This window comes from Microvirga arsenatis (genome assembly GCF_009910705.1).
In the GTDB taxonomy this organism is placed as follows: Bacteria; Pseudomonadota; Alphaproteobacteria; order Rhizobiales; family Beijerinckiaceae; genus Microvirga; species Microvirga arsenatis.
In genome coordinates, this window is the sequence record NZ_JAAAXJ010000010.1 from 27,764 (window position 1) to 41,242 (window position 13,479).

At 67.5% G+C, this 13,479-nt stretch carries 13 protein-coding genes; 6 read left to right on the forward strand and 7 right to left on the reverse strand.

Translation table 11 applies throughout. The features are described 5' to 3' along the window. The first annotated feature begins 31 nt into the window (after positions 1 to 31). The gene (locus tag GR303_RS17085; protein ID WP_161724197.1) at positions 32 to 463 is read left to right on the forward strand and encodes a CBS domain-containing protein; all 432 of its coding nucleotides are present in this window, start codon (positions 32 to 34) and stop codon (positions 461 to 463) included. Here the strand turns inward: GR303_RS17085 and GR303_RS17090 are convergent, their stop codons facing one another. The 4 genes from GR303_RS17090 to folE all read right to left on the reverse strand — a co-directional run bounded on the left by GR303_RS17090 (position 464) and on the right by folE (position 3,865). Beyond that, the gene (locus tag GR303_RS17090; protein ID WP_161724199.1) at positions 464 to 1,474 is read right to left on the reverse strand and encodes a patatin-like phospholipase family protein; all 1,011 of its coding nucleotides are present in this window, start codon (positions 1,472 to 1,474) and stop codon (positions 464 to 466) included. An 89-nt stretch (positions 1,475 to 1,563) separates the two neighbouring features. Then, positions 1,564 to 2,718, reverse strand: coding sequence for an MFS transporter (locus GR303_RS17095; RefSeq protein ID WP_161724201.1), 1,155 nt, complete (start codon positions 2,716 to 2,718; stop codon positions 1,564 to 1,566). 86 nt (positions 2,719 to 2,804) lie between these two features. Then, positions 2,805 to 3,221, reverse strand: coding sequence for a phosphoribosyl-AMP cyclohydrolase (hisI, locus tag GR303_RS17100; RefSeq protein ID WP_161724203.1), 417 nt, complete (start codon positions 3,219 to 3,221; stop codon positions 2,805 to 2,807). Between the two features lie 8 nt (positions 3,222 to 3,229). Beyond that, entirely contained in the window at positions 3,230 to 3,865 is a 636-nt protein-coding gene (gene folE / locus GR303_RS17105) for a GTP cyclohydrolase I FolE (RefSeq protein ID WP_161724205.1), read from the reverse strand. 153 nt (positions 3,866 to 4,018) lie between these two features. On the opposite strand from folE, the gene GR303_RS17110 reads away from it, so the two are divergent. The 3 genes from GR303_RS17110 to thrS all read left to right on the forward strand — a co-directional run bounded on the left by GR303_RS17110 (position 4,019) and on the right by thrS (position 6,899). Further along, positions 4,019 to 4,465 (forward strand): iron-sulfur cluster assembly scaffold protein, encoded by a 447-nt coding sequence (locus tag GR303_RS17110; protein ID WP_161724207.1) that lies wholly within the window; start codon positions 4,019 to 4,021, stop codon positions 4,463 to 4,465. After that, complete coding sequence (yidD, locus tag GR303_RS17115; protein WP_161724209.1) at positions 4,466 to 4,795, forward strand: membrane protein insertion efficiency factor YidD; 330 nt, start codon at positions 4,466 to 4,468, stop codon at positions 4,793 to 4,795. Positions 4,796 to 4,871: 76 nt separating this feature from the next. After that, the gene (thrS, locus tag GR303_RS17120; protein ID WP_161724211.1) at positions 4,872 to 6,899 is read left to right on the forward strand and encodes a threonine--tRNA ligase; all 2,028 of its coding nucleotides are present in this window, start codon (positions 4,872 to 4,874) and stop codon (positions 6,897 to 6,899) included. Positions 6,900 to 7,101: 202 nt separating this feature from the next. On the opposite strand, the gene GR303_RS25330 is transcribed toward thrS, so the two are convergent. The 3 genes from GR303_RS25330 to GR303_RS17135 all read right to left on the reverse strand — a co-directional run bounded on the left by GR303_RS25330 (position 7,102) and on the right by GR303_RS17135 (position 11,935). After that, positions 7,102 to 8,484 carry a CBS domain-containing protein gene (locus GR303_RS25330; protein WP_161724213.1) on the reverse strand — a complete coding sequence of 461 codons (1,383 nt, stop codon included), beginning with the start codon at positions 8,482 to 8,484 and terminating at the stop codon, positions 7,102 to 7,104. A gap of 108 nt (positions 8,485 to 8,592) precedes the next feature. Next, positions 8,593 to 9,474 (reverse strand): DUF4493 domain-containing protein, encoded by an 882-nt coding sequence (locus GR303_RS17130; RefSeq protein ID WP_161724215.1) that lies wholly within the window; start codon positions 9,472 to 9,474, stop codon positions 8,593 to 8,595. A 16-nt stretch (positions 9,475 to 9,490) separates the two neighbouring features. After that, positions 9,491 to 11,935 carry a YfhO family protein gene (locus GR303_RS17135; RefSeq protein ID WP_161724217.1) on the reverse strand — a complete coding sequence of 815 codons (2,445 nt, stop codon included), beginning with the start codon at positions 11,933 to 11,935 and terminating at the stop codon, positions 9,491 to 9,493. A 285-nt stretch (positions 11,936 to 12,220) separates the two neighbouring features. On the opposite strand from GR303_RS17135, the gene GR303_RS17140 reads away from it, so the two are divergent. Both GR303_RS17140 and GR303_RS17145 read left to right on the forward strand, forming a co-directional pair. Continuing rightward, positions 12,221 to 12,784 (forward strand): nitroreductase family protein, encoded by a 564-nt coding sequence (locus GR303_RS17140; protein WP_161724219.1) that lies wholly within the window; start codon positions 12,221 to 12,223, stop codon positions 12,782 to 12,784. A gap of 67 nt (positions 12,785 to 12,851) precedes the next feature. Then, positions 12,852 to 13,460: a flavin reductase family protein gene (locus tag GR303_RS17145; RefSeq protein WP_161724221.1), complete on the forward strand. Its 609-nt coding sequence runs from the start codon at positions 12,852 to 12,854 to the stop codon at positions 13,458 to 13,460. The last annotated feature ends 19 nt before the right edge of the window (positions 13,461 to 13,479 follow it).

Sequence of the window (13,479 nt, forward strand, 5' to 3'; positions counted from 1 at the left end):
CCTTCGCCATTCGCGCAATGGGAGGGAATCAATGATCGTCAATCGCATTCTTTCGCTCAAGGGGCGCGACGTCGCGACCATCGAACCGGGCCGGACCTTAAGCGAAGCGGCCAAGGTTCTTGCCGAGCGCAGGATAGGTGCCCTCCTCATCGTCGACGGTCAAAAGCCGGTTTCCGGCATCATCTCGGAACGGGACATCGTGCGGGCGGTTGCAAACCACGGCGCGAAGGCCCTGGAGGAGCCCGTCTCCCGCTTCATGACCGAGAAGGTCATGACATGCACGGGGGAGACCTCCATCAACGACGTGATGGAGCTGATGACCCAGCAGAAGTTCCGGCATGTGCCGGTCGTCGAGGGCGGCCGCCTCGTCGGCATCGTCTCCATCGGCGACGTGGTGAAGGAACGCCTCGAGGAGGTGGAAGCCGAGGCCGAGGCGATCAAGGAATATATCGCGACGGCCTGATTACCGGGCCTGCGATTCCTGCAGCAGTTCGAGGATATCCGGCAGGGCGCGCTCCGTGGCCTGCCGGCCCAGGGCGATGCATTCCTGGGCGCGGTGGAACTCGAACAGACCCATCTTGGCGAGCTTCGGCGCGATCATGATGTCCGGCGGGTCGCCCGCGAGCCGCGAGCGGGCGATGCGGTCCTGGGTGATGTTGAAGGCGTCCACCATCACGGTCGCCATCCCTGGCGCGTTGGGCTTGCGCTGCTTCTCGCCCCGGTTGGACGGGAAGATCCCCCAGCGCCGCGGTGCCTCCTCGATGGCCTTCTCGATCTCGCGCTCGTCGCTCGTGCTGGCGTCGTAGGACTGGATCACGGTCCCGCGCACGCGCACCTCGCCGTTGAGGTTCACGCAGATCACGATATCCGCTCCGAGCGCGCGGGCGGCGGTGATCGGGATCGGGTTGACGAGGGCGCCGTCCATGAGCCAGCGCCCGCCCAGCATCACCGGGTCGAACACGCCGGGCAGGGCATAGGAGGCCCGCATCGCCTGGACCAGGGGCCCGCGCGTGAGCCAGATCTCGTGGCCGCTCACGAGTTCGGTGGCGATGGTGCAGAACTTGATCGGCAGGGTCTCGACCCTTTGATCGGTCAGGTCCTGGTCGAGCAGGCGCTGCAGGCGCCCGCCGGCAATGAGGCCGGCCCCGCTGAAATGGAAGTCGAGCAGGCCCATGACGCGCCGCTTGGTCAGCGAGAGGGCGAAAGCCTCGAGCTCGTCGAGCTTGCCGGCCGCATAGCAGCCGCCGACCACGGCGCCGATGGAGCAGCCGGCGATCACGTCGGGAACGACGCCGGCTTCCTCCAGCACCCGGAGAACGCCGATATGAGACCAGCCGCGGGCGGCGCCGCCGCCGAGCGCGAGGCCGATCCGGGTCTTGGTGCGTCCGTCGCGCTCGACCGGCACCTTGGCTTCCGTCACTCCCCCACCGCCCCCTGAACCGGCGCTTCGCCGGGTGATCCCGTCCCACAACATCGGTCGACTCCAAGGCATCCCGTTCGATTCATGCCAGCCTCTCGTGAAGACGGCGTGAACGATGCCCTCAAGGTTGAACTAGGACGGGTTCAGGAAAACTGAACAGTGGAGCGCCGGAGCGCCCGCTGCGACAAAATGATGATGACCAGCGCGAAGAGGATGAGCAGGCCGAGCATGGCGCGCAGGCCCAGGAACTCGCCCCCGAACCCGATCAGGGGCGGCCCGAGCAGCAATCCGCCGTAGCCGAGGGTGGCCACCATGGCGACCCCCATGCTGGGCGGGATGCCCTTCACCTGGCCCGCCGCGCTGAAGAGGACCGGCACCGCATTGGCAAGGCCGACCCCGACAAGCGCGAAGCCGATGGAGGAGGGCAGGGGAGCCGGCACGGCCATCGCCAGGGCGAGGCCGAGAGCCGCCAGCAGCCCGCCGAGCTGCAGGGTTCGGACGCGCCCCAGGCGCCGGACCACGGGATCGCCCAAGAAGCGGCAGGCCGTCATGGCGAGGGAAAAGGCGGCAAATCCCGAGACGGCGGTCTCCAGGCTCGCGCCGGCGACGGTCTGGAGGTAGATCGCCGACCAATCGATGATGGCACCCTCCACGATGAAGCAGAACATGGCGAGCACCGCCACCAGGATGACGGGGCCGCGCGGCCAGGCGAAGCCGTGGCCTTCGGTCGTCCTGTCCGTCTCCTCCAGGGTCCACAATGCGGCGACGAGGAACAGAAGCCCCATGCCCAGGCAGGAGATGGCCAGGGTCGGGACGAGGCCGACATCGTGAGCGATCAGAAAGCCGGAGACGCCCGCCGCCGCCAGTCCGCCGAGGCTGAAGAAGGCGTGGAAGGACGACATGATCGCCGAGCCCCAGGCCCGCTCCACCACCGTGGCGTTGGTGTTCATCGCCACGTCCATGGTGCCGTTGCAGGCTCCTGCCACCAGGGAGGCGGCGACGAAGAGGCTTAAGCTCGGCGCGAGGCCCGGCAGAAGCAGGGCGGCTGCGAAGGCGAACGAGGCTGCGATGGTCGTCGTCCGGCTTCCGAGGAAGGCAACGGCCCAGCCGATCACAGGCATGAGCGCGACGGCGCCGAGGGAGAAGGCCAGGAGCCCAAGGCTCAACTCCCCGTCCGAGAGGCTCAAGGACGCCTTGAACCGGGGCAGCTGCGCCGCCCAGGTGCCGATGCCGAACCCATTGCCGAAGAAGACGGCGCTGGCCGCCGCCCGGGCGAGGTAGAGGTCACGTCGTGTCATCGGGCGTTCCTAGCGCGGACGCCCGGGATGCGCACCCGTTTCCTGGCGGAGGGCAGCCCTGCATTCCCGTCGGGCTGCCTGGCAGGTCAGTCGATGACGAGGCGGGGCTTCCCACCGGCTGTCTCCACCCGGCGGTAGAAACAGGAGCGGCGGCCCGTATGGCAGCAGCCGCCATCACCCGCGACCCGCACCTTGAGCAGGAGGGCGTCCTGGTCGCAATCGACGCGCATTTCGAGGACGGTCTGGATCTGCCCGCTGGTGGCCCCCTTGTGCCAGAGCTCCCCGCGGGAGCGCGACCAGTACCAGGCCTCGCCTGTCTCGAGGGTTCTCGCGAGCGCTTCGGCATTCATATGGGCGACCATGAGGATCTCACCCGTTTCGGCATCGACCGCGATGCAGGTGACGAGCCCGTCGGTGCCGAAGCGGGGCGACAGGCTCGCCCCCTCCTCGAGCTCGGCCTTGGAGCCGGGGGCAGGAAAAAGCCCCGCTGCCGGTGCGTTCATGGCCGCCCTCACGCCTTGCCGTTGCGCACGAGAGTGAGGAAGCGCACCTGCTCCGCAGGATCTTCCTTGAAGACGCCTTTGAACTGGGTCGTGAGGGTGAGGGCGCCGGCCTTCTGGATGCCGCGCATGGACATGCACATGTGCTCGGCCTCGAGCATCACGGCCACGCCCCGCGGCGCGAGGGCCTTCTCCATGGCGGAGGCGATCTGGGCTGTCATGGTCTCCTGCGTCTGCAGCCGGCGCGCATAGGCATCGACGAGGCGGGCGAGCTTGGAGAGCCCGACGACGCCCTTCGTCGGGTAATAGGCCAAATGCGCCACGCCGTAGAACGGCACCATGTGGTGCTCGCAATGCGAGTAGAAGGGGATGTCGCGCACGAGCACGATGTCGTCGTAGCCCTCCACCTCGCTGAAGATCTTGTCGAGGATCTCCCCAGGGTTCTCGCCGTAGCCGGCATAGAATTCCCGGAAGGCCTTGGCCACGCGCATGGGGGTGTCCTGCAGGCCCTCGCGGCCAGGGTCGTCGCCTGCCCAGCGGATCAGGGTGCGAACGGCCGCCTCGGCCTCTTCGCGGCTCGGGCGGGTGCTGGACTTGTCGGCGACTGAATTCAGACGCGTAGACAAGGACTTAACCACATCGTCCATGTGGAGCCTTTCTTTCTCAACTTGCGGAACTCCAAGGGAAGGGAGCCCCAGGACCTCTCTATTCCACGACTACGCTTTGGTGCAGCCGGGTCGCAGATCCTTCATTTCAGTCCTATATATAATCCGAGGTACCTCTCAGTCACCCTCTGTCCCATGCTGAGCGACATTTACAATCGACGCATCCTGGAGCTCGCTGCGGACATTCCGCACCTGGGCCGGCTTGCCGACGCGGATGCCTCCGCGACCGCCCGATCGCGGATCTGCGGTTCGACCGTCACGGTGGACCTGAAGCTCGACGGCGACGTGGTGACCGCCTTCGCCCACGAGGTGAAGGCCTGCGCCCTGGGTCAGGCCTCCTCCTCGATCATGGGACGCCACGTGATCGGCTCGACGGTCGAGGAACTGCGCGCCATCCGGGCGGCGGCCACCCGCCTGCTCAAGGAGGGCGGTAGCCCCCCCGAGGGCAAGTGGGAGGACCTGAAGGTTCTGGAGCCCCTGCGGGACTACAAGGCCCGCCACGCCTCCATCCTCCTGACATTCGATGCGGTCGTGGACGCCATCGACCAGGCCGAGAAGCGCCGCGCCGGGCGTTCGGGCTAGATGCCGAGCCCTGTCCAGAAGGCTGCCCACTGGGCCATCCGCGGCTACCAGCTGAGCCTGTCGGGCCTCATCGGCCGGCAATGCCGCCATCTGCCCTCCTGCTCCGAGTATACCGACGAGGCGATCCAGCGGCATGGATTCTGGCCGGGGGGATGGATGGGGCTGGCACGTATCTGCCGCTGCGGCCCGTTCGGGACATCCGGGCTCGATCTGGTGCCGGAAACGTTGCCCCAAGGCTCGGCCTGGTATAAGCCCTGGGCCTACGGTCGCTGGCGGGGCGTCAACGCTCCCCCGATCGCCTGCGAGGCAGTCGAACCTGACGGCGGCTGACCTCGCCCCTCATCCAACAAACCGTCGGCCCCGCTTACCTGCTCCGTTGGCAGGAGTGAGCCAGGAGAACGCTTTGATGATTACCCTGACATTCCCCGATGGCGCCCAGCGCCAGTACGAATCCGGCATCACCGGCCGCGAGATCGTGGAAGGCATCGCCAAGTCGCTCGCCAAGCGCACGGTCGCCATGGCGCTCGACGGCACCGTCGCCGATCTCGCCGACCCGATCACGAGCGATGCCAGGATCGAGTTCCTCAACCGCGAGGATCCGCGGGCGCTGGAGCTGATCCGGCACGATTGCGCACACGTGCTCGCCGAGGCGGTGCAGGAGCTGTTCCCGGGGACCCAGGTGACCATCGGCCCGGTGATCGAGAACGGCTTCTACTACGACTTCGCCCGCGACGAGCCCTTCACCCCGGAGGACTTCCCCGCCATCGAGGCGAAGATGCGGGAGATCATCGCGCGGGATAAGCCCTTCACCAAGGAAGTGTGGAGCCGCGAGAAGGCTCGTCAGGTCTTCAAGGAGAAGGGCGAGGCCTACAAGGTCGAGCTCGTCGATGCGATTCCCGAGGGCCAGGACCTCAAGATCTACTTCCAGGGCGACTGGTTTGACCTCTGCCGCGGGCCGCACATGACCTCGACGGGCAAGATCGGCAACGCCTTCAAGCTGATGAAGGTGGCGGGCGCCTATTGGCGGGGCGACAGCAACAACCCGATGCTGACCCGGATCTACGCGACCGCCTGGGCTAACCAGGAAGATCTCGACAATTACATCCGGCAGCTCGAGGAGGCCGAGAAGCGCGACCATCGCCGCCTGGGCCGCGAGATGGACCTGTTCCACTTCCAGGAGGAGGGACCGGGCGTCGTCTTCTGGCATTCCAAGGGTTGGACCGTGTTCCAGGAGCTGGTCTCCTACATGCGCCGCCGGCTCAAGGGCGACTACCAGGAGGTGAACGCGCCTCAGGTTCTGGATTCGTCGCTTTGGGAGACGTCGGGCCATTGGGGCTGGTATCGCGAGAACATGTTCGGCGTGCAGTCGGCGGGCGAGGAGGCCGAGGACAAGCGCCTGTTCGCCCTCAAGCCGATGAACTGCCCGGGCCACGTGCAGATCTTCAAGCATGGCCTGAAGTCCTATCGCGACCTGCCGCTGCGGCTGGCCGAGTTCGGCGCCGTCCACCGCTACGAGCCGTCCGGCGCGCTGCACGGCCTCATGCGCGTGCGCGGCTTCACGCAGGACGATGCGCATATCTTCTGCACGGAAGATCAGCTCGCCGCCGAGTGCCTGAAGATCAACGACCTGATCCTCTCGACCTATGCCGATTTCGGCTTCGACGAGATCGTGGTGAAGCTCTCCACACGGCCCGAGAAGCGCGTCGGCACCGACGAGATGTGGGATCACGCGGAAGACGTGATGACCCGCGTGCTGAAGCAGATCGAGGAGCAGTCGGGCGGGCGCATCAAGACGGCGATCAACCCGGGTGAGGGCGCCTTCTACGGGCCGAAGTTCGAGTACGTGCTGCGCGACGCCATCGGCCGCGACTGGCAGTGCGGCACCACGCAGGTGGACTTCAACCTGCCGGAGCGGTTCGGCGCGTTCTACGTGGATGCGGATGGCCAGAAGAAGACGCCGGTCATGGTCCACCGCGCCATCTGCGGCTCCATGGAGCGCTTCACCGGCATCCTGATCGAGCACTTCGCAGGTCATTTCCCGCTCTGGCTTGCGCCGGTGCAGGCGGTGGTCGCCACCATCACCTCAGAGGGCGACGAATACGCCATGGAAGTGGTGCGCGCCGCCGAGGCCGCAGGCCTGCGCGTCGAGGCGGATCTGCGCAACGAGAAGATCAACTACAAGGTCCGCGAGCACTCGCTCGTGAAGGTGCCGGTGCTTCTCGTGGTGGGTCGCAAGGAGGCGGCGGAGCGGACGGTGTCGATCCGCCGCCTCGGGAGTCCCGAGCAGAAGACCATGACTCTCGACGAGGCCCTGAAAGCGCTTGCCGCCGAGGCCGTCACGCCGGATCGCCGCCGCGCCGCGAAGGCAGTATCCGAGCCGGAAGGTCATGCGACCCTCGACGGGCATCACGTGGTCGAGCGGACGGTGGCGTAACAGCCGATTGAACAGACGAAGGCGGCGCTCCTCTTCAGGAGCGCCGCCTTTTTCCATTTTCACAACGTTCAACCTCATCCTGAGGAGCAGACGCAGTCTGCGTCTCGAAGGAGATTCCAGCGATCTCTGGATCCTCCTTCGAGACGGATTGCTCACGCAATCCTCCTCAGGATGAGGGCAGAGCTAGAGAGAGGAAGCGACCTCAGCTCGTCTGCCGCTGCCGACCGCTGGTGCGGCTACCGGCTGCGGTCCCGGCCGTCGTTCCGGCCGCGCCACTGCCCGAATTGCCCGTGACGGCGCCCGCATCTCCGGCCTCCATGCCGGTTGCGTGTGTGCCCTGGCGCTGGCCGACGCGCAGGTTGTTCTGCACGTGGGCGACCCCTGAGACGGATTCGGCAAGATCCTCGGCCCGGCGTCTCTCGTTGCGGTCGCGCACCGTGCCGGTCAGCGTCACCTCGCGGTTCTGGACCTGCGCCTCGATCTCCGAGGCGTCGATCATGGGATCGTCCGTCAGGCGCTCGTTGATGTCCTCGCGGATGCGCTCGTCCGAGCGCTGGTAGCCCTTCGGCCCCCGGCCCTGGTGCTCGCCGCGGCGCACCTCGCCGAAGCTACCCGTGGCATCGTTGCTGAAGCGGGTGTTGCCGGGTCCCATGCCGTAGTTGCCGTGATCGCGCCGCTCGTTCACGAGGCTCCAGGTGCGCTCGCGATCCTGCATGCGGCGGTCATCCTCGCTGCTGTCGTCACCGGAGCGGGCACGCTCGCCCGTGATGGTCGAAGCCCCGTAACGCGGTGGGTGAAAGCCCCGGCCCGCCGAGCCTCGGCCTGCAAACTCGTCGCCATAGCTCTGATACCCATCGCCGCCGAAGCCGCCGCGCATGCGGGAATCGCGAGCGCCTTCCTGGCCGGGATAGCCGAAGCTGCCGAAGGCGGCGCGCACGTCGTCCTCCTCGCGGAAGCGGAACTGCTCGCGGCCCGGCCTCCGGGTGTTGTCGATGCGACCGCGATGGTCGTTCTCTCGGTAATCGTGGGGGCGGTGCCGGTCGGTGTCGTCCCGGCTGGCGTCGTTCATGCGCCGCTCCAGCTCGCGGCGCTCGTCGTCGCTGAGCCGGACGGCCCTGACGCCGCGGGTCTGGTCGGCGCGCGCCGTGGTCGGGGTGCCGGTGCGGTCGGGCTCTGAGGGCGTGGAGATCCGGTGCAACGCACGGGTCGCGGCGTCCTCCCGATCCGTCGCGAGGTCGCCCAGCGCGACGATGCCGACCAGGTGCTTGTCGCGGTCCACCACGGGCAGGCGGCGGATCTGGTGGTCGCTCATCAGCTGGACGATATGGTCCACGTCGTCATCGTCGAAGCACCACCACACATCGGCGGACATGACGTCCCGCACCCGGGTCGTGTCCGGCGGGAGGCCCGCCGCCGTGGCGCGGACGGTGATGTCGCGATCCGTCACCATGCCGCGCAGGCGGCGGCCGTCGCACACGGGCAGGACGCCGACATTCATCTCGTCCATGAGGCGCGCCGCTTCCTGGATGGTCCGGTCCGGGCTCACCACGCGCACGTTGCGGGTCATGATCTCTGAGACTTTCATGAGCGTCTTCTCCTGCAGGGTCGCGCGCCTTTGGAGTTCAGGCTCATGCGCGGCGCGACCGATGATGGCGTTCGGTCAATGCCGCGGGAGGGGAAAGGTTCAGGAGGCTCAGGGTCGGGCGAGGACCTCGATGTCCCGGTCGAGGCCGCTCTCGACCTTGAATTCCCGGGTGTAGACCTTGCCGTCATGGCGCGCGATCAGGATGTACTCGCCCTCCGCGAGCGTGACGGAAGGAAAGGCGCCGATGGCCTCGCGGATCACGTCGCCGCCGGGGGTGAGCACGCTGAAGGCCGTTCCCGCGAAGGCCTCGCCCCCTGCCGAACCCACCAGCTTGAGGGTCACGGTGGCGGCGCGGTGGTTGAGGGTCGCCTCCGTCACGCGTCCGGACTCCACCTTGAGGTCGCTGCGCATGATCGCGTTGGCGTCGCCATAGGTGGAGACCACGTGATAGGTGCCCTCGGGCAGGCGGATCATGTCGTTCGCCTTGGCGTCGGCGATGACGAGGCGGCCTTCGGAGTTCTGGGCCTCCGGCACGTAGACCGAGAAGCTCAGGCGATTCGGCGCGATGGGGCTGCCGCCCACGGCGCCCTTGAGCTGCAGGGCGCCCGCATTGATGGCGAGCCGCTCGTTGAGGTTTCCCCGCTGCACGCTGATGCGCTTGGAGGCGCTCGCAAAGCCGTAGGCCACGTGAATGATGTAGTTGCCGGGCTGGAGGGTGAAGCTGGGCGTCGGGCTCGTGGAGCGGGCAACGATGACGGGCTGGGACGCATCCCCGCGATCCTCGTAGATGCGCCAGACGAGGCCGGAACGGATCGGCTCGTTGCTGCCCGCAAAGGTCGCGCCCGCGTTCAGCGTGACCTGTCCGATGGAGATCGGCGGCAGGTTCTGCGACATGGACGGCACGGCCGGCGACTGGGCCGCCGCCCCGGAGGCGGCCAGGGCCGCCACCAGGCCAAGCAGGGAAATCGGCCGTTTCACGCGAAAAAGCATCGTCTGAAAAGCAATCCTACTGAAGCGGGGAGGCGACCGCGGTGCGGATCGGCTCATCCTCGCCCTTGATAAGCCCGGATGCGGCGGAAACCAAATTCTCCAGCGACATGGGGCGGAAATGGAACTCGACCCGGTGCCGCCCGGCAGGAACCTCGACGCCGCGGAAGAGGAGATTGGCGCGCAGGATCGGACGGCGCTCGCCGTCCACCCAGGCCTCCCAGCCCGGGTAGTGGATGTCGTGCAGCACGAGAATTCCCTTCTCGCCGGCTTCCACCTCCACGGTGACCGAGTTCCTCTGGTAGCTCACGATGCGCGCCTGGCTCCCTGTGCCGGACCCCTTCGGATTGGTCGCCGCATAAGAGCCGCCGAGCAGGGGCATGCTGTCCTGGTCGATGAGCGCTTCCGTCTCCCGGTTGAACTCGGGCAGCTCGTCCTCCTCGAGGGCGGCGGCGGAATCGACCGGAAGCACCCGATGCGCCACGTAGGCGCGCGGCGCGGAGGCGTTCAGGCGGTAGATCCACATCCGGCCCGTGCCGTAGACCACCTCGGCATCGGTCAGACGGGGGAAGTGGCGGGGCAGCTTGTCCACGGGGCGGTCCAGGACGAGGTAATCGAGGCCCAGGAGGCTTGCGAGCTCGCACTCGTAGCCGCGGAAGCTCGTCGGAAACCGGCGCAGGTTCGGGTCCTCGGCGTTCTCGCCGGGGCCGATGGCGCGCTCGTAATCGGCGAGCCGGAGGGGGTTGTAGCCGATGATGTCCTCGATCCCGAGCACCATGGAAGCATTCTGCCAGGCCCCCTTGAGGCCGAGGATCTCGACGCGCGGGTACTCGCCGCGGGCGTTGCGCTCGGCAAGCTCGCGCTTGAGGATCTGCAGGCCCTGAAGCTGCTCGGGCGGCAGCTGGGTGAAGACCGTGTAGCGCTCCGCAGGCTCCGCGTTGAGGGCCGAGGCGGCATGGCGGCCGATCAGCTCGGCTCCCGTGAGCGTCACCAGCACCAGGGCCATGGCTCCCCGCCAGCGCGGGGCGCCTGCGAACCGGGCGATAGCCGCCATGGCGAGGACAGCCGCAGCCAGGCTTACGCCGATCTCCGCCAGGGCGGAGGAGACATGCCCGCCCCTGATCGCGAAGGTGAGCGCGCTGGCGACGGCAGCGATTACGAGCCCGAGAGCCACCAGGGGGAGGACCGCCCAGAGCCGTCCGAGGGCGTCCCGGCTCCAGCGCGGCATGCCCTCCATCGCATAGCGATGGACCAGATAGCCGCCGGCGAAGGCGAGGGCGATGTTGACGAGGAAGGTGGCATCCGCCGGACGGCGGTAGAGGTTCACGCCCGGCATATGGTCGAAGATGATCTCGAAGCCGGGGGTGTAGCGCCCGAGCGCGTAGAGAACCGCCGCGACCCCGACCACGAGGAAGAACCGGAACTCGCGGGCGAAGAGCCGACCGCCGGCAATGCCGTGCCAGACCAGCAGAAGCGCCGGGATCGTGCCGATGAAGAGGTAGTTCGTGGCCCGGTCGGTCCAGGTTCCCTCCTGAAGGCTGTGCCAGTCGGGACCCCAGTAGTCATAGGTCCAGCGCAGGGAGCCGAAGACGTTGCCGAAAAGGATCGTCGCCAGGCTCTCGGGCGGGAGGGAGCCCATGGCGGCGACGCCGAAGCCGAAGGAGGGTCGCGTCGAGGTGGCGAGGAACTGCATGGTCAGAACGACGGGTACGGCCAGCAGCCCGCCGCCGATCAGGGCCATGGTGAGGAGAAGGCCCAGGCGGGACCTCAGATAGGCAAGCGCGTGCGGCGCGGTCCAGATCCGGTGCGCGGCCACGCCGATCAGGGTGAGGGCGCAGAGGAAGGCCACCTGATCGCGGCCGATGACCATCATCGCCGCGCTTAAGGCGAACAGCACGCCATAGGCGTAGGAGCGCCGGTCCAGCGCCTCCTCCAGCAGCCAGAAGGCGAGGGGGAAGAAGCCGTAGCTGAAGATCATGCCCGTGTGCTGGAGCCGCGCCGTCGCGGAGCCGCCGAGCATGAAGACGAGCGCCGCCACGACGGCGCCTGAGGAATGCCATCCCCTCCGGCGGAAGATCGGCACGAAGGCCAGGGCGCCCGGCAGGAAATGGGCGAAGACGACGACGTCGAAGACCTGCATGGACGGCTCGGGGAGGAGCCATCCGAACAGCAGCATGGTGGGGGTGAAGAGAAGGGATTGCGGGTCAGCCGCCGAGGGATGGCCGCCGAAATGGTAGGGATTCCAGAGGGGGAGCTCGCCCTGGGCCAGGGCGGACCCGAGATAGCGGAAGATCGGGTAGAAGTGGTTTTTGGAGTCCCAGGGCACCACCGTGCCGGTCAGGGGCCAGAACGATGCGGCGGCGGCCCAGGCGGCCAGGATGAGGCCGCAGGCGAGAAGCGTCTCCCGCCTCGACCAAGCGGCCGGCGAGCGTGGAAGGTCTGGTCCGAAAAACGATGTCTGCATTGCCCCGATGCGGCTTGACGCCTGTTCTTGTTCCCAGGCTCATCCCCTCGGCCTGCCTGAGCATGCCGCCGGGTTCGCCTGGGCTGAAACCTGCTTGGCGTAGAACCGCACTCCCCCTATACATCCGCTGCTGTTTCTTCTGCGGCAGCGGTCCGCCCTGAGGACGCCTGCGCTCCCTCAAGCGCAGCAAGACGGCGAGACGATGGCGGATCTCCGCCCGCCTTGGCTCGCCGCCTCGGCCTCCATTGTCATTGTTTCACAATATTCAAGCTGGATGAAGCTCCCATGAATGAAAGCCTTTCCCGCCTCCTGCAGCGCCGCTCGGTGCCCTCGCGCTGGCTGGGCGAGCCGGGGCCGAGCGAGCAGGAGATCGAGACCCTGCTGCGGGTCGCCTCCCGGGTGCCGGACCACGGCAAGCTCGTTCCCTGGCGCTTCATCCTGATCCAGGGCGAGGGGCGGCAGCGCCTCGGCAGCGTGCTGGCGGAAGCCTTCCAGGCGGACAACCCTGGAGCGGATGCGGAGAAGGTGGCGGTCGAGCGGGAGCGCTTCGCCAATCCTCCCCTGGTGGTGGCGGTGGTGTCCCGCGTGGTGCCGCACGTGAAGATCCCGGACTGGGAGCAGGTTCTCTCGGCCGGCGCCGTCTGCATGAACCTCCTCAATGCCGCAACCTTCCTCGGCTACGGCGCCTCCTGGCTCACGGGCTGGGCGGCCTTCGACCGGCGGGTGCTGGATGCCCTCGGGCTCAAGCCGGACGAGCGCATTGCCGGCTTCGTCCATATCGGCACGGCCAAGGAAACGCCCTCGGACCGGGACCGGCCCCGGCTCGAGGACATCGTGACGCGGTTCTGAATGTCTAGACGTTCGTCGCGTGTCCTGCGGCGAACCGGTGCCCACTTCGCCGGGGAAATGCTCCATCATGTTCTACGAGACCTCGACCAACGCCCACGGCCTGCCCCACGATCCCTTCAAGGCCATCGTGGCCCCGCGCCCCATCGGCTGGATCACCGCCGTGAGCGGCAGGGGGGAGGTGAACCTCTCGCCCTATTCTTTCTTCAATGCGGTCTCCGAGCGTCCGCCCATGGTGGCGTTCTCGTCTGCGGGCCGAAAGGATGCGCTCGCCTTCGTCGAGGAAACGGGGGAGTTCGTCTGCAACCTGGCGACCTACGACCTGAGGGAGCAGATGAACGCGACCTCGGCAGCCCTGCCGCGGGGACAGAACGAGATGGAGCATGCGGGCCTCCGGCCCGCTCCGTCGCGCCTTGTGAAGCCGCCGCGGCTGGCGGAGGCTCCGGCGGCGCTCGAGTGCAAGTGGCTCCAGACCGTGCCGCTCGAGCCCCTCGGCGGCGGCGAGCCGTCCTATTACCTGGTGATCGGGCAGGTGGTCGGCATCCACATCGACGACCGCTTCATCGTGAACGGCCTCGTCGATACGGCTGCCATGCGCCCCATCGCCCGCGCCGGCTACCGAGACTACTTCGTGGCGACCCCGGAGACGAAGTTCTCGATCACCCGTCCCGGCGGCTGAGGCCGTCCGGTTTCGGGTA

What these genes read in the sequence shown, in the direction of transcription:
- GR303_RS17085 (WP_161724197.1), top strand. Translation starts at nt 32, where the DNA reads ATGATCGTCAATCGCATTCTTTCGCTCAAGGGGCGCGACGTCGCGACC.
- GR303_RS17090 (WP_161724199.1), bottom strand. Translation starts at nt 1,474, where the DNA reads ATGTTGTGGGACGGGATCACCCGGCGAAGCGCCGGTTCAGGGGGCGGT.
- GR303_RS17095 (WP_161724201.1), bottom strand. Translation starts at nt 2,718, where the DNA reads ATGACACGACGTGACCTCTACCTCGCCCGGGCGGCGGCCAGCGCCGTC.
- hisI (WP_161724203.1), bottom strand. Translation starts at nt 3,221, where the DNA reads ATGAACGCACCGGCAGCGGGGCTTTTTCCTGCCCCCGGCTCCAAGGCC.
- folE (WP_161724205.1), bottom strand. Translation starts at nt 3,865, where the DNA reads ATGGACGATGTGGTTAAGTCCTTGTCTACGCGTCTGAATTCAGTCGCC.
- GR303_RS17110 (WP_161724207.1), top strand. Translation starts at nt 4,019, where the DNA reads ATGCTGAGCGACATTTACAATCGACGCATCCTGGAGCTCGCTGCGGAC.
- yidD (WP_161724209.1), top strand. Translation starts at nt 4,466, where the DNA reads ATGCCGAGCCCTGTCCAGAAGGCTGCCCACTGGGCCATCCGCGGCTAC.
- thrS (WP_161724211.1), top strand. Translation starts at nt 4,872, where the DNA reads ATGATTACCCTGACATTCCCCGATGGCGCCCAGCGCCAGTACGAATCC.
- GR303_RS25330 (WP_161724213.1), bottom strand. Translation starts at nt 8,484, where the DNA reads ATGAAAGTCTCAGAGATCATGACCCGCAACGTGCGCGTGGTGAGCCCG.
- GR303_RS17130 (WP_161724215.1), bottom strand. Translation starts at nt 9,474, where the DNA reads ATGCTTTTTCGCGTGAAACGGCCGATTTCCCTGCTTGGCCTGGTGGCG.
- GR303_RS17135 (WP_161724217.1), bottom strand. Translation starts at nt 11,935, where the DNA reads ATGCAGACATCGTTTTTCGGACCAGACCTTCCACGCTCGCCGGCCGCT.
- GR303_RS17140 (WP_161724219.1), top strand. Translation starts at nt 12,221, where the DNA reads ATGAATGAAAGCCTTTCCCGCCTCCTGCAGCGCCGCTCGGTGCCCTCG.
- GR303_RS17145 (WP_161724221.1), top strand. Translation starts at nt 12,852, where the DNA reads ATGTTCTACGAGACCTCGACCAACGCCCACGGCCTGCCCCACGATCCC.